Below are 13,682 nucleotides of genomic sequence, written 5' to 3' on the forward strand. Positions count from 1 at the left end.
CCATCCCGTTTGATGTCGCTGTACGTCAGGTGTGAACGTGTCTCAAGACACTTTACCGTTTGAAATCTTGTTTGAAATTCCGTCGCGCGGCAAGCGTCGCGCAGCATACCAAAGGGAGAAACACATGGGCCGTCTGCAAGGCAAATCCGTCATCATCACCGGCGCCGGCAGCGGCATCGGCCGCGCCGCCGCTCTCCTCTTCACCAGGGAAGGCGCCAAGCTGATCGCGGTCGACCGCACCGAGGCGGTGAAGGAGACCGTCGACGAGGTGAAGAAGGCCGGCGGTGTCGCGGAAGCCATGGTGGCCGACGCGGGCTCCGAAAAGGATGTCATGGCCGTCATCGACAAGGCGGTGAAGACGCACGGCCGGCTCGACGTGATCTGGGCCAATGCCGGCGTCTCCGGCGGGCTCGTGCCGCTCGGCGAGCAGACCGTGGAACAGTGGCAGGAGGTGCTGCGCGTCAACCTGATCGGCCCGTTCCTCGCGGTGAAGCATGTGATGCCGCACATGGTGAAGCAGCAGTCCGGCGCGATCGTGCTCACGGCGTCCGTCGCGGGCCTCAAGGCCGGCGCCAGCGGACATCCTTATGCGGCGAGCAAGGCCGGCGTGATCAGCCTGGTGCAGACCACGGCGTATTCGCTCACCGGCACCGGCGTGCGCATCAATGCGGTGTGCCCGGGCCTGATCGAGACCGGCATGACCAAACCGATCTTCGACCGCGCCAAGGAGCGCGGCACCCAAGACAAGATCGGCCAGCTCAATCCACTGAAGCGTCCCGGCCAGCCGCACGAGCTCGCGGCGATGGGGCTGTTTCTGGCCAGCGACGAAGCATCGTATGTGAACGGCCAGGCGTTCCCGGTGGACGGTGGTCTCACCGCGTCGATGCCGTATACGGGCAAGCCGGTCTGACATCCGCACTCTCCCGTGTCCCGGACGCGCTGCAAGGCCTCTTAGCGTTGCTGCGCAGAGCCGGGATCCAGAAAGCCACAGCAACCGCTGTTGCATGGGCCCCGGCTCTGCAGCGCACCGTCGAAGAGACGCTGCGCCGCGTCCGGGGCACGCCATCGGAGTTTTCGCGCACACCTGTCTCCCCATCGTCATTGCGAGCGCAGCGAAGCAATCCAGACTGCCGCTGCGGAAAGACTCTGGATTGCTTCGCTGCGCTCGCAATGACGGAGTGCGCGGTGACGGCGTCGTTCCATTCATTCGCATCTCAATCGCAGTTCGTAGGATGGGTAGAGCGAAACGAAACCGATCACACTTTGCCTACGCGGAAGCATGATGGGTTTCGCTTCGCTCTACCCATCCTACGCCCCGCAGACACACCTTCGCATCCTCGCGGCTTGTTTTGCCCGTCGGGCAGCGCAAGGGATTGTGGGTGCGTAGGGTGGGTTAGCCGAAGGCGTAACCCACCACTGTTCGCCTCCGCGGTGAAAGACGTGGTGGATTACGCCAGCGACTGCGCTTCGCTCAGCCGCTGGCTAATCTACCCTACGAAACCGGCTACGCGACGAGCCCCGCGATGAACAACCCGCTCGCGACCACCGACGCAACCGTCCGCACGTGGTTCCAGAACGTCCAGTCCTTCAGATACGCCGCCCACACCACGCCAGCCTCCGGCGCTGACGGCTGCACTGCGGCGAGCGCGTTGTTGAGCGGGACGTTGAACACCATCGTCACCACGAACATGCCGATGACATAGAGGCCGCCGCCGGCGATCATGCTCACTGCCCCCGGCTCGCCGACGCGCAACGTACCCATCACCACCAGCGCCGCGCCTGCCACCGTCGTGCCGAGAAACAACGGCATGAACAGCGAGCGCACGATATCGACATTGATCGCGTTCATCACGGCGATGCCGGCCGCCTGGTCGAGCCGGCCGAGCGCGGTCATGATGAAGGTCGAGAACGCGAAATAGATTCCGGCCATGAGGCCGCAGCCGATCGCCGAGAACCAGAGCAATCCGGTCGTGAACCCCTGCCACATGCTGCCGCCTCCTACAATACGATAAACTCTCGCATTTGATAAATGCGATAAACTCTCTTATTTCTGACGTCAAGCGCAGATGGCGGGAATCGGGATGCCGGAACGGAAAAGCAGGACGGACAAGACGACGCACGCGGCCGCGCGACGCTCGCCGCTGGTGCCGACGCAGGAGCGAAGCCGGGAACGTTTCGACCGCATCCTGACCGCTGCGGCCGAGATCCTCACCGAGAAAGGCAGCGACGCCTTCCGGATGAGCGACATCGTCGAGCGCACCGGCATCGCGTTCGGCTCGCTCTATCAATATTTTCCGGACAAGAGCACGGTGATCGGGACGCTTGCCGAACGCTGCAATGTCATCGGCCGCGAATGCGTCCAGCGCGACCTCGCCGAGATGAAGAAGCTATCCGACCTGCACGCTGCGCTGTGCCGCATCACCGACGGCTATGACCAGATGTTCCGCGAGCATCCCGTGATGCATCACATCTGGCAGGCGACGCAGGCCGACCGAAGCTTGCAGAAGATCGACGAGGAGGATGTGGCCTTTCTCGCCGGCCTCTTGCGCGAGGCGCTCAAGCGCGTCGCGCCGAAACAGCCCGCCGCCGCCCTCACCTCCTTCTCGCAACTGGCGATGATCCAGATCGCCGCCGCGGTTCGTCACGCGATCGCCTTGCCGCCGGCGGAGGCGCGGCGTACGCTCGAGCTGTTCAAGCGAATGCTGCCGAAAGATCTCTCCGCACTCGGCTGAGGTTCAGCGAAAGCACCCTTCGCGATCCGATTTGCCCGAACCGCCACTCCGTTGGTATGTTTCGTGCAGGCGGCGAAGCCATCCTCCATCTCATGAACGAGACAATGCCCAACCCGATTTTCCCGAGTTCACGACCCGATCGCATTCGCAACCTGCTCGCCGACCTCGTCGGCTTCGACACCGTCAGCGACCGCACCAATCTGCCCTTGATCGCCCATATCGAGAGCTATCTCGCTTTCCTCGGTGTCAAGGGCGAGCGCATCGTCGACGAGACCGGGCAGAAAGCCTCGCTCTGGGTCACGATCGGACCGGAGGACCGGCCCGGCCTCGTGCTGTCGGGCCACACCGACGTCGTGCCGGTCGTGGGCCAGGACTGGAGCCACGATCCGTTCAAGCTGGTCGAGCGCGACGGCAAGCTCTACGGCCGCGGCACCACCGACATGAAGGGTTTTGTCGCGGTGTGCCTCGCCATGGTGCCGGAGATGCTGGAAGCGAAGCTGACGACGCCGATCCATCTCGCCATCTCCTATGACGAGGAGATCGGCTGCGTCGGCGTGCGGCCGATGCTGCGCGAGGTCGCGAAGAAGAAGATCAGGCCGCTCGGCGCCTTCATCGGCGAGCCGACCGAGATGAAGGTCATCATCGGCCACAAGGGCAAGCACGGCGTGCGCGCGACATTCCGTGGTCTCGCCCGCCACTCCTCGATCGCACCCGACGGCGTCAACGCAATCGAATACGCGGCCGAGCTGATCACCGAGATTCGCCGCCGCGCCGTGAAGCTTGCGGCCGCACGATCGAATGACAGCCTCTACGACGTTCCGCATTCGACGCTGCTGACCAGCATCGTGCATGGCGGCGCCGCGCTGAATATCGTGCCCGACACCTGCACGGTGGATTTCGAATGCCGCGGTATCGGCATCACCGAGTCCAGGGAGGTGACGGATGCGATCGTCGCCTGGGCCAAGGCCGAGCTCGAGCCGGAGATGAAGAAGCAACATCCGGAGTGCGGCATCGATTTCGAGGAGATACTCGATTATCCCGCGCTCGACACCGACGCCGATGCCGCGATCGTCACGCTCGCCAAGAGCCTTGCGGGTCGCAACGACCACGCCAAGGTGGCGTTCGGCACCGAAGCGAGTTTGTTTGCCAGCATGGCCGATGTACCCTCAGTCGTGATTGGCCCCGGCTCGATCGCGCAGGCGCATACGCCGGACGAGTTCGTGGAGATGGCGGAGTTGGAGAAATGCGCAGGCTTCGTGGAAAAGCTGATTGCGCATTGTGTGAAGGGCTGACCCGCAAGGTGGGTACTACAGGAATTGTCACGCCCCGTCACCGGCTCGCTTTCGGTGAGCCCGATGACAGGCTTCCCCGGGAAGGGCGGACAATGATGCGCCTTTCCCACCCTGCGGGCGCTGATTTGCCCGACAGGCAAGGCTCCCCTCTGCTAAGCTCCAGACTCTCGCCTAACCGAAGGGAGAACTCCATGAGGGCCATCGCACTGGGCGCACTCGGTGCCGCGCTGGTTGCGTCCGCCGCTCCCGCCGCGCCGCTCAACGCAACGACGATCGGCTCCGCCGAAGTCTCCGACGTCGACCAGGTCGGTCTGATCTGCAACGAGTATAATGGACGCTGCTGGCGGACCCGCGGACCACGCTATGTCCTGCGCTACTTTGACGACCCCAGCTACTTCCCCGGCCGGGGCTACAACTACTACGCCGGTCCCGGCTATTACAATCGCGGATACGGCGGCTACTACTACGGACCGAGGTTCAGCATTCGCGCCTGGTAGCAGGCCGATCACCAGCGGCGCTCGACGCCGTCGTGTCGAAGGAGAAGGACATGAACAGCGAGCGCAGGATGTCGACATTGATGGCGTTCATCGCCGCAACCGTTCAGCATTAGCTCCGTAGGGTGGGCAAAGCGACTTGTCCGCCGTAGCTCGAAGAGCGAAGGCGGAAGCGTGCCCACCGCCGTCTCCGCAATCGCGAAGAGAAGGTGGGCACAGCGCTATGCGCTTTTGCCCACCCTACAAGAGCTGGCGTAGCCCGCATGAGCGCAGCGATATGCGGGACCGCTGTCCCGGGTGTCGCTTCGCTCACCCGGGCTACGAATCCCCGAACGAAAAAGCGCGGCCATCGGCCGCGCCTTCGTCGTCCCTAAACCGCGCCCGCCTTCTGCGCGTATTCCCACGACGCCTTCGACAGCGGTACGGTGCGCTTGGCTGACTCCAGGGCCTTGGCGTTGGCGGCGGTGCCGTCGCGGACGCGGCCGGCGATGCCTTGGGTGATGCCCGCGAGGCGGAACAGGTTGTAAGCAAAATACCAGTTGAGATCGGGCACCGTCATCTTGGTGACGTTGCAATAGATCTGCGCGGCCTCGTCCACGCTCGGGATGTTGAGCGCCTTGAGGTCGGCGCCGTCAAGGCCCGGCATGATCCACTGCATCAGGAGATAGGTGAAGTCGGCCATGGGATCGCCAAGCGTCGACAGCTCCCAATCGAGCACGGCCTGCACGCGCGGTTCCGTCGCGTGGAAAATCATGTTGTCGAGGCGATAGTCGCCGTGGACGATCGAGACGCGCGCCTGCTCCGGCACGGTCTTGGGCAGCCATTCGGCAACCTTCTCGAACTCCGGAATGTGCTGGGTCTCGGACGCCCGATACTGCTTGGTCCAGCGGTCGATCTGGCGCGCGAAATAATTGCCGGGCTTGCCGAACTCACCGAGGCCGATCGCGACGGGATCGAACATGTGCAGCTTGGCCAGCGTCTCGATCTTGCTGGTGAAGATCTTGCGGCGATCTTCCGGCGTCTGGCTCGGCAGCGTCGGATCCCAGAACACCCGGCCGTCCTCCATCGACATGATGTAGAAGGCGGCGCCGATGACGCTGTCGTCCTGGCACAGCGCGTAGGCGCGCGCGACCGGAAAACCCTGCTTTCCAAGGGCTGCGATGACGCGATATTCGCGGTCGACCGCGTGCGCCGAAGGCAGCAATTTGCCGAACGGCTTGCGGCGCATCACGTAGGAGCGGTTCGGCGTGTTCAGCCGGTAGGTCGGATTGGATTGGCCGCCCTTGAACTGGAGCACGACCAGCGGGCCTTCATAGCCTTCGACGTTGTCGCGCATCCAGGCTTCGAGCCGCATCTCGTCGAAGCGATGACGCTCCTCGACCGGCTTGGTGCCCGAGAACTCTTCGTCTTTCCTGACGCCGTCAGCCACGGTGACGCTCCCTCTTCAGTCCTGACCATTTCAGGTCGAGCATGATCCTAATCGGTAACCGCTGACGCACTTGCGTCAAGCGGTCATTCCGAATGCGGATCATGCCCTGTCGTTTCTTCAGATCGGGAGCGCCGCGCGGCCCTCCCTCTTAATGACTGGGAGAGTTGGCATACTTCCGAACTTCGAGCCTGGCAATGGCGCGATTGTGCACCTCGTCCGGACCGTCGGCGAGCCGCAGCGTGCGGATGCCGGCGTAGTCCTTGGCAAGCCCCGCTTCGTCCGAAACGCCCGCGCCACCAAAGGCCTGGATCGCCTCGTCGATGATCTTCAGCGCCATGTTGGGTGCTGCGACCTTGATCATGGCGATCTCGGCCTGCGCGGTCTTGTTGCCGACCTTGTCCATCATGTCGGCGGCCTTGAGGCAGAGCAGACGCGTCATTTCGATGTTGGTGCGAGCCTCGCCAATGCGCTGCTCCCACACGCTGTGCTCGACGATTTTCTTGCCGAAGGCGGTGCGCGACATCAGACGCTTCACCATCTTCTCCAGCGCCTCCTCGGCCTTGCCGATGGTGCGCATGCAGTGGTGGATGCGGCCGGGACCGAGGCGGCCCTGCGCGATCTCGAAGCCGCGGCCTTCGCCGAGCAGGATGTTCTCCTTGGGCACGCGCACGTTCTCGAGCAGCACCTGGGCGTGGCCGTGCGGCGCGTCGTCGAAGCCGAACACCGGCAGCATCTTCTCGACCTTGATGCCGGGGGTGTCGAGCGGAACCAGGATCTGCGACTGCTGCTGATGCTTGGCCGCCTTGAAATCGGTCTTGCCCATCAGGATCGCGATCTTGCAGCGGGGATCGCCGACGCCGGACGACCACCATTTGCGGCCGTTGATGACGTAGTGATCGCCGTCCTTCTCGATGCGGGTCTCGATGTTGGTGGCGTCGGACGACGCGACCGCCGGTTCCGTCATCAGGAACGCCGAGCGGATCTCGCCGTCCATCAGCGGACGCAGCCATTTGCGCTTCTGCTCCTTGGAGCCGTAGCGCATGAACACTTCCATGTTGCCGGTGTCGGGCGCCGAGCAGTTGAACACTTCCGAAGCCCAGGAGATGTGGCCCATCTGCTCCGACAGCAGCGCGTATTCGAGATTGGTCAATCCCGCGCCGCGGAATTCGTCGTCCTCATGCTCGTTCGGCGGCATGAACATGTTCCAGAGGCCTTCGGCCTTCGCCTTCTTCTTGAGGTCCTCCAGAACCGGGATCACCTTCCAGCGCTCGCCGCTGTGATCCTGCTCGTTATAGATCGGCACCGCCGGACGCACGTGCTTGGTCATGAACGACTGCACGCGGTCGAGCCATTCCTTCTGCTTGGGGGACAGATCGAAATCCATGGGACGCTCCTCGGTCTCTCTTTGCAAAGCTGTTTTGCGCCGGACTGTCCTCCCGCCGCACGCGCCCCGCAAGCGCGAATGCTTGCGGACGCCTCGGAACCGGTTCGCGCGCTGCGAACCAGCCCCGATTGCGGATTGACTTTCTCCGGCCTTCAAACGATAGTTTCATACAAGTGTTTGAATTGCAACTCCCTCCCTGAGGGGTATCCATGGCCAGCGATCATACGAGGTCTGCCATTCTCGCCGCCGCCGAACGGCTCTATGCCGATCGAGGCTTTGGCGACGTAACGCTGCGCGACATCGTCGCGGAGGCCAACGTCAACCTCGCGGCGGTGAATTATCATTTCGGCTCGAAGGACGAATTGATCGCGGAGCTGTTCGTCTCGCGCTCGATCGCCACCAACCGCGAGCGCCTGCGCGAATTGAAGGCCGCGGAAGAGCAAGGCGGTGGTCGCGCGCCGATCGAGGTGATCTTGCGCGCGCTTGTCGGCCCGACCTTGCGCGGCTGCCTGGGTCCGGAAAACCAGCGCTCCACCGCGGCGCGCTTCATGATCCGCGCCTCGATCGAATCCGTGCCGCCGATCCGCCGCATCAAGAACCGCGAGATCGACCACTTACGGAAATTCGCCGGCGCCATGCGACGGTCCCTGCCCGACCGCAGCGACGTCGATATCTATTGGGGCCTGAACTTCGCGCTCGCGATGGCACACCACACCATCCGCGAGAGCGAGCGGTTGACGAAGCTGTCGGAAGGCAAATGCGATCTCGACGACGTCGAAGACGTCGTCGCGCGCGTCGTCAGCGTGGCGACGATGGCGCTGACGGCGGGGCGGACCGAGACGAAGGCGCCGTCACGGGTTGCAGCGCGTTAGCGCCTCACATCATCGCGATGCAATCGATCTCGACGTCGAAGGGGCCGAACCATTCCGGGGTGCAGACGAAGATGCGCGCCGGCGGATCGATTGGGAAATAGCGCGCATAGATCGCGTTGAAGACGGCGAAGTGCTTTGTCGAGGTGCAGTAGACGTTGCACTTCATGACGTTATCGAGGGAGGCGCCTGCCGTCTCGAGGCAGAGCTTCATCTGTTCCATGATGATCTCGCTCTGCCGCGCGATTGGCATCCCCCCGATCTCGCCCGTCTCGGGGTCGAATGGCGGCAGGCCGGCGACGAAGATCATGTTGCCGGCGCGCGTGACCGGCGAGGTCGGCGCCTTGACGCGGTCGAGAAAGGACGAGATCGGTTCGACGCGGAGCGCTTCGCGTTTCATCGGCGGCCACCTTCGGTTCGAGCGAGACTGGCGCCTTGCTAGATTATTTTGCAGCCGGCATGCTTCGCTTCTGATCGAAGTGTGGTCGTGGCAGCGGGTTACACCCGCTGCGGCATCTCCTCGGCCTCTTCCTTGGCGAGCAGCAGCAGCATCTCGATGCCCATCTCGCCTTCCTGGGGCGAGCGGATGAACTTTATTTCGTCGGCGCTTTGCCGAAGCGCGGCAATGATGGCGACGGCCTGATTGGCCGTTGCTGCTTCGGTCGCCAGAATTGCCTTCTGGTCCTTGGCCTGAAACCCGATCGTGTAGGACATGCGTTCCCTCCCGGACTTGCGTCGGGAGCATCGCACCAGAGTCGGGCGCAAAGCGGAAGCCTGTGCGAGTACGGACCGGGTTTATCTGGGGATTGCGCGCAAGCCTCGCGCAAGGCCGAGCATGGCGCAACCGTCGTCCCAGGCCGGTCAGGATCGCTGTCGCATGCGCGCCAGCTCCGCATTGGTCTTCGCCGGCGCGCCCTTGGGAGGATCAGGAAGCGAAGCTAGATGATTCCCTGCTGCTTCAGCTGCTCGATCTTGCCGGCATCATAGCCGAGCTTGCCGCCGAGCACCTCCTGGGTGTGCTCGCCCAGCAGCGGCGGAGCGCGGTAATTCTCGATCGGGGTCTCCGAGAGGGTCAGCGCGTTGCGGATCAGCGAGAGATCGGGCTCGAACGGATGATCGACCTTCACCCGCATGCCGCGCGACTGGACGTGCGGATCGGAAAACACCTGCTCGAAATTGTTGATCGGGCCCGACGGGACGCCGGCCTCCTCCAGCTTTTCGAGCCAGTAGGCCACCGGCTTCTTCAGGAACAGGCCGGCGAAGATCGCCATGATCTCCTTGCCGTGCACGACGCGGTCGTTGTTCTTGATGAAGCGCTTGTCGTTGGCGAGCTCCGGCTCGCCAAGCACGGCGCAGGTGCGCTGGAACTGGCCGTCATTGCCGACCACCAGCATCAGCTCGCCGTCGGTGCAGCGGAACACGCCGGCCGGCATGCCGCCATTGCCCCAGGTGCCGCGGCGCGGCGGCATCTTGCCATTGACGAGGTAGATCTGCAGCCAATGCGACAGCGATGCGATGACCGTGTCGAACAGGCAGACGTCGATGTGCTGTCCCTGCCCGTCATTGGCGTCGCGATGGTACAGCGCCGAGAGAATCCCGATCGAGGTGTTCATGCCGGTCATGTAGTCGACGATCGACGGGCCGACCTTCATCGGACCCTCGCCGGGCTCGCCGTCGATATGGCCGGTGACGCTCATCAGGCCGCCCATTGCCTGCAGGATCGCGTCATAGCCGGCGCGCCGCGCGTACGGGCCGGTCTGGCCGAAGCCGGTCACCGAGCAATAGATGATGCCGGGGTTGATCGCCTTGATCGTCTCGTAGTCGAGGCCGTAGCGCTTGAGATCGCCGACCTTGTAGTTCTCCATGAAGACGTCGACATCCTTGGCGAGCGCGCGGATGATCGCCTGCCCCTCGGGCTTGGCGATGTTGACGGTGACCGACTTCTTGTTGCGGTTGGCGCAGAGGTAGAACGAGTTGTTGTTGTTGGCCTTGCCCTCGGGATCGGTCAGATAAGGCGGGCCGAAGGCGCGCGCGTCGTCGCCGGTGCCCGGCCGCTCGATCTTGATCACCTCCGCGCCGAGATCGCCCAGCATCTGGGCCGACAGGGGCCCGGCCAGCACGCGGGTGAGGTCAAGGATCTTGATGCCTGAGAGCGGCAAGGCCGACATATCGATTTCCTCCGGGAACTGGATATTGGCGCGGCGGCCTTAAGCCCTGGCCGCGCTCCCTGCGGATACACCATTTTGGAGTTCTGAGCACTGCGTTCGGGGCATACGGCTATCCATCGCCCGGCAGCAGGAGCGGCCCTGCGGCGGGCGAATTTCCGCGCCACGGCTATCACGCCGGCGCCGGCGCTCCGCCACGGCGATCCGCGCCGCTGATGACGGCTAGAACCTGACGCTGATTCCACCGCGCACGGACTGGAAGCGAGGATGCTGTTCGTAGCTCCCGACGTCGGGCCAGTCGAAGCGGGACGTGCCGAAATCGCTATAGCGATATTCCAGGCGCGCCGTAACCCGATTGGTCAGCGCCGCTTCTCCGCCGACGCCTGCGGTCCATCCGGTCTTCGAAATGTCGGCATCCACCGTGGGAACTGCCAATGTCGACGTCCACCGGTACTTCAGCTCGGTGAACGCCAAGCCACCCGTCACATAGAGCAGCAGGCGCTCAGTCGGTGTAAAGCCGAGCCGTCCGCGAACGGAGGCCTCCCACTCCTTGCGCGCGTCGTATCGGAAAAACGGGATGTTAAATCCGCCGTTCACCGGGCCCACGTCTACATCGGCCTCAAGGCCAACAACGAGCCTGTCCAATTGATGGTTGTAGCCCACATGGACACCGCCGAAGCCGCCGTCCGCGCGGAACCCATGCGTGAAGCCGGTCGGAGGCCCGCCCAAGAAGAATTCGACAGTGCGATCCTGGCTCCACGCGTAACCACCTTGGACACCTGCATAGAAGCCAGTCCATGCGAAGGGCGACACGGCGACAGAGCGCACTGCCTTAACGGGCAAGTCGGCAGCATCTGCAGCGACGGCGGAGCAGGCCAGCGCGGCGAGGCAGATCAGCGTGCGTTTCATTGCAAATTCCAGCCCATGGGATGACGATTCCAACTCTAGCGGGTTCCCCCCGCTTTTGCTGTGGCGGCCGGGCGACACTCGGTGAAAACGAATAGGAAGCGACCGGCAACTCGCGGCAACCGACGTGCCGCCGACCTCACACCGCACCGGCCGCGGCCGCGTGCGGACGGCGGCGGCTGAGCAGAAGCAGGATCATCACGGCCGCACAGGAACAGACGAAGGTGAGACCGAGCGCGCCGCGGCTGCCGAACTGGGTGAGCAGGCCGGCAAGAACGGGCGGCGAGATGGCGGAGGCGAGATTGAGCGGGAGCGCGATCATTGACGACGCCTTGGCGAACTCGGCCTGATCGTAGAACACCAGCGGGATCGTCGCCCGCGCCACCGCCATGGCGCCGCTGCCGGCGCCGTAGAGCAGGATGAAGACCGCGACCGCCCAGGTCGCCCCCTCGCTCAGCATCAAGAGCAGCATGGCCACGGGCAGCGCCGTGCCGGCGACAAGCCCCGTCGTAATGCCGTCCCAGCGCCCGCCGCCGAGGAAATCGAGCCCGCGGGCGCTGACCTGGATCACGCCAAGCATCGAGCCGAAGGCGATCGCCTGCGCCGGCGCCAGCCCCTCGGCCCGCAGCAATTCGATGAAAACGGCACTCAGGCCGAAAGTGACGAAGGCATTGACGGTGATCGCGGCGACGACGAGGCCGAACGTGCTCCGCGGAATCGACAGCGTATTGGCTTGTTTTGCGGGAGCGGTGCCCCCCTCCTTCGCGACGGCCCGGCGCGGAGTTGCGAAAGCGTAAAGCGGAAGCGAAACGAGAAACAGCATGGCGGCGTAGACGAGGCAGGTGCCGCGCCAACCGAAATGGCCGCTCAGGAATGAGGTGGTCGGCCAGAAGATGCTGCCGGACAGTCCCGTGACCAGCATGAGCGCGCCAATCGCGCTCTTGGCCTGTCGCCCGGCGACCTCGTTGAGCATGATATAGGCGCCGGTCGACAGTGTGGCGCTGCCGCCCATGCCGAGGATGACCCAGGCCACGAAATAGAGCATCGGCTCGCGCGCAAAATACAGAAGGACATAGCCCGGCACGGCCACGACGGTGCCCACCATCATCACCTTGCGCGCGCCGTGCCGCGCAAAAGCCTTGGCGAGCCAAGGCGCGCACAGGCCCATGGTGACATAAAGCGTCGAGGTGCCCGCAAACACCATCGGCAGACTCATGCCCAGATCGGCCGCGAGGTCACGGCCGACGATGGGCGGAAGACCGATCGTGCCCCATCCAATGAGCTGGGTGATTGCAAGCACCAGCAGGACCCCGATGAGCCTGCCGTCAGATTTCAAGAACCGCATTCCGATCGTCGCCCGCCCCAGCTGCATGCCTGCGCACAGACACGTCATAGCGGGAGTCTTGATAACGGAAGTCCTGTCGCAGCGGAACGCCGGCCGCCGAATGGCAGAAGGCGGCCGGGAGCATGTCAGCAGGAGGCAGTAGCCCCTGCAATCCCGAGCACGGATCGCGCCTCGGCCGCGGTCGCGATGCGCCGGCCGTGGCGCGCGACAGCCTCGGCGGCGATGGTCACGAGCTCGGCGTTGCTGGCGGCGAGGCGCGCCTTGTCGATCCTGATATTGTCCTCGAGTCCGGTGCGCACCGCGTCGGCGCCCCGCGCAAGCGCCCAGCCCATGACCTCGGCCTGATGGCGTCCGATCCCGGCCGCCGTCCACGTCGCTTTCGGGATCAGCCGCTTCAGCTCTCCCAGGAGGATGTCGAGGACATGCTCGTCGGCCGGCATCGCATTCTTGACGCCCATGACGAATTGCACGTGCGGGCGCGCGTCGATCAGCCCTGCCTCGATCAGGCGACGCGCGCCATGCAGATGCGACAGATCGAAGATCTCGATTTCCGGCCGGATGTCACCCGCCTTCATGCCGGTGGCGAGGGTGTCGACCAGGGCGGCGCTGTTCTCGTAGACGATCGTCGGAAAGTTCACCGACCCTGTCGACAGCGAGGCCATGTCGGGCTTCAGGTAAAGCGACGATCCCCGCGCCGAGGGATCGCGGCCGCGCCCGCCGGTCGAGAACTGAACGATCATCCCCGGACAACGCTTTTTTATCCCCTCCTGCACCTGCGCGAAACGCGCAGGGTCGGAGGACGGCGTCTCGTCATCGTTTCGAACATGGATATGGGCAAGCGTGGCGCCGGCCTCGAAGGCCTCCTGCGTCGACTCGATCTGCTCGGACGGCAAGATCGGCACCGCCGGATTGTCCTTCTTGCGCGGAACGGAGCCGGTGATGGCGACAGCAACAACAACGGGGTTCATCCCTTGACCTCATGATGATCGTGCTCGCGCGCACAAAAATTCGAATCGCAATCTCGTACCGCATCGAGCCCTGCCGCTGCAAACATCATCGATCGCAG

The 13,682-nt window shown here is 64.1% G+C and carries 14 protein-coding genes; 5 read left to right on the top strand and 9 right to left on the bottom strand.

Annotated features, from left to right (window positions below; genetic code table 11):
• Positions 1 to 124 precede the first annotated feature (124 nt).
• The gene (locus tag ACKWRH_RS27515; protein ID WP_445216060.1) at positions 125 to 910 is read left to right on the top strand and encodes an SDR family NAD(P)-dependent oxidoreductase; all 786 of its coding nucleotides are present in this window, start codon (positions 125 to 127) and stop codon (positions 908 to 910) included.
• Between the two features lie 594 nt (positions 911 to 1,504).
• On the opposite strand, the gene ACKWRH_RS27520 is transcribed toward ACKWRH_RS27515, so the two are convergent.
• Entirely contained in the window at positions 1,505 to 1,987 is a 483-nt protein-coding gene (locus tag ACKWRH_RS27520) for an anthrone oxygenase family protein (RefSeq protein ID WP_445216061.1), read from the bottom strand.
• Positions 1,988 to 2,081: 94 nt separating this feature from the next.
• On the opposite strand from ACKWRH_RS27520, the gene ACKWRH_RS27525 reads away from it, so the two are divergent.
• From ACKWRH_RS27525 to ACKWRH_RS27535, 3 genes are all read left to right on the top strand, one after another.
• Complete coding sequence (locus ACKWRH_RS27525) at positions 2,082 to 2,732, top strand: TetR family transcriptional regulator (protein ID WP_445216062.1); 651 nt, start codon at positions 2,082 to 2,084, stop codon at positions 2,730 to 2,732.
• Between the two features lie 104 nt (positions 2,733 to 2,836).
• Positions 2,837 to 4,024: an acetylornithine deacetylase gene (gene argE / locus ACKWRH_RS27530; RefSeq protein WP_445216063.1), complete on the top strand. Its 1,188-nt coding sequence runs from the start codon at positions 2,837 to 2,839 to the stop codon at positions 4,022 to 4,024.
• Positions 4,025 to 4,215: 191 nt separating this feature from the next.
• Positions 4,216 to 4,521, top strand: coding sequence for a hypothetical protein (locus ACKWRH_RS27535; RefSeq protein WP_445216064.1), 306 nt, complete (start codon positions 4,216 to 4,218; stop codon positions 4,519 to 4,521).
• Between the two features lie 367 nt (positions 4,522 to 4,888).
• On the opposite strand, the gene ACKWRH_RS27540 is transcribed toward ACKWRH_RS27535, so the two are convergent.
• Entirely contained in the window at positions 4,889 to 5,947 is a 1,059-nt protein-coding gene (locus ACKWRH_RS27540) for a phosphotransferase family protein (protein ID WP_445216065.1), read from the bottom strand.
• 148 nt (positions 5,948 to 6,095) lie between these two features.
• Positions 6,096 to 7,331, bottom strand: coding sequence for an acyl-CoA dehydrogenase family protein (locus ACKWRH_RS27545; RefSeq protein WP_014494478.1), 1,236 nt, complete (start codon positions 7,329 to 7,331; stop codon positions 6,096 to 6,098).
• A gap of 209 nt (positions 7,332 to 7,540) precedes the next feature.
• On the opposite strand from ACKWRH_RS27545, the gene ACKWRH_RS27550 reads away from it, so the two are divergent.
• Positions 7,541 to 8,203, top strand: coding sequence for a TetR/AcrR family transcriptional regulator (locus ACKWRH_RS27550; protein ID WP_445216066.1), 663 nt, complete (start codon positions 7,541 to 7,543; stop codon positions 8,201 to 8,203).
• Between the two features lie 4 nt (positions 8,204 to 8,207).
• Here the strand turns inward: ACKWRH_RS27550 and ACKWRH_RS27555 are convergent, their stop codons facing one another.
• The 6 genes from ACKWRH_RS27555 to ACKWRH_RS27580 all read right to left on the bottom strand — a co-directional run bounded on the left by ACKWRH_RS27555 (position 8,208) and on the right by ACKWRH_RS27580 (position 13,584).
• A complete protein-coding gene (locus ACKWRH_RS27555; protein WP_038942317.1) occupies positions 8,208 to 8,600 on the bottom strand; it encodes a RidA family protein in 393 nt (130 codons plus the stop codon).
• Positions 8,601 to 8,698: 98 nt separating this feature from the next.
• On the bottom strand, positions 8,699 to 8,914 hold the full coding sequence (locus ACKWRH_RS27560; protein ID WP_014494475.1) for a hypothetical protein: 216 nt from the start codon (positions 8,912 to 8,914) through the stop codon (positions 8,699 to 8,701).
• Between the two features lie 224 nt (positions 8,915 to 9,138).
• Positions 9,139 to 10,368, bottom strand: coding sequence for a CaiB/BaiF CoA transferase family protein (locus ACKWRH_RS27565; RefSeq protein ID WP_445216067.1), 1,230 nt, complete (start codon positions 10,366 to 10,368; stop codon positions 9,139 to 9,141).
• Positions 10,369 to 10,587: 219 nt separating this feature from the next.
• Positions 10,588 to 11,274 carry an outer membrane protein gene (locus ACKWRH_RS27570; protein ID WP_445216068.1) on the bottom strand — a complete coding sequence of 229 codons (687 nt, stop codon included), beginning with the start codon at positions 11,272 to 11,274 and terminating at the stop codon, positions 10,588 to 10,590.
• A gap of 136 nt (positions 11,275 to 11,410) precedes the next feature.
• Positions 11,411 to 12,616 carry an MFS transporter gene (locus ACKWRH_RS27575; RefSeq protein WP_445216069.1) on the bottom strand — a complete coding sequence of 402 codons (1,206 nt, stop codon included), beginning with the start codon at positions 12,614 to 12,616 and terminating at the stop codon, positions 11,411 to 11,413.
• Positions 12,617 to 12,741: 125 nt separating this feature from the next.
• A complete protein-coding gene (locus tag ACKWRH_RS27580; RefSeq protein WP_445216070.1) occupies positions 12,742 to 13,584 on the bottom strand; it encodes a 3-keto-5-aminohexanoate cleavage protein in 843 nt (280 codons plus the stop codon).
• Positions 13,585 to 13,682: the final 98 nt, after the last annotated feature.

This window comes from Bradyrhizobium sp. Pa8, assembly GCF_052588265.1.

Excerpts from the sequence above, each read along its gene's own strand:
- ACKWRH_RS27545 (WP_014494478.1), bottom strand. The coding sequence starts at position 7,331 with ATGGATTTCGATCTGTCCCCCAAGCAGAAGGAATGGCTCGACCGCGTG.
- ACKWRH_RS27550 (WP_445216066.1), top strand. The coding sequence starts at position 7,541 with ATGGCCAGCGATCATACGAGGTCTGCCATTCTCGCCGCCGCCGAACGG.
- ACKWRH_RS27575 (WP_445216069.1), bottom strand. The coding sequence starts at position 12,616 with ATGCGGTTCTTGAAATCTGACGGCAGGCTCATCGGGGTCCTGCTGGTG.
- ACKWRH_RS27570 (WP_445216068.1), bottom strand. The coding sequence starts at position 11,274 with ATGAAACGCACGCTGATCTGCCTCGCCGCGCTGGCCTGCTCCGCCGTC.
- ACKWRH_RS27525 (WP_445216062.1), top strand. The coding sequence starts at position 2,082 with ATGCCGGAACGGAAAAGCAGGACGGACAAGACGACGCACGCGGCCGCG.
- ACKWRH_RS27515 (WP_445216060.1), top strand. The coding sequence starts at position 125 with ATGGGCCGTCTGCAAGGCAAATCCGTCATCATCACCGGCGCCGGCAGC.
- ACKWRH_RS27535 (WP_445216064.1), top strand. The coding sequence starts at position 4,216 with ATGAGGGCCATCGCACTGGGCGCACTCGGTGCCGCGCTGGTTGCGTCC.
- ACKWRH_RS27565 (WP_445216067.1), bottom strand. The coding sequence starts at position 10,368 with ATGTCGGCCTTGCCGCTCTCAGGCATCAAGATCCTTGACCTCACCCGC.
- ACKWRH_RS27580 (WP_445216070.1), bottom strand. The coding sequence starts at position 13,584 with ATGAACCCCGTTGTTGTTGCTGTCGCCATCACCGGCTCCGTTCCGCGC.
- ACKWRH_RS27520 (WP_445216061.1), bottom strand. The coding sequence starts at position 1,987 with ATGTGGCAGGGGTTCACGACCGGATTGCTCTGGTTCTCGGCGATCGGC.
- argE (WP_445216063.1), top strand. The coding sequence starts at position 2,837 with ATGCCCAACCCGATTTTCCCGAGTTCACGACCCGATCGCATTCGCAAC.
- ACKWRH_RS27555 (WP_038942317.1), bottom strand. The coding sequence starts at position 8,600 with ATGAAACGCGAAGCGCTCCGCGTCGAACCGATCTCGTCCTTTCTCGAC.
- ACKWRH_RS27560 (WP_014494475.1), bottom strand. The coding sequence starts at position 8,914 with ATGTCCTACACGATCGGGTTTCAGGCCAAGGACCAGAAGGCAATTCTG.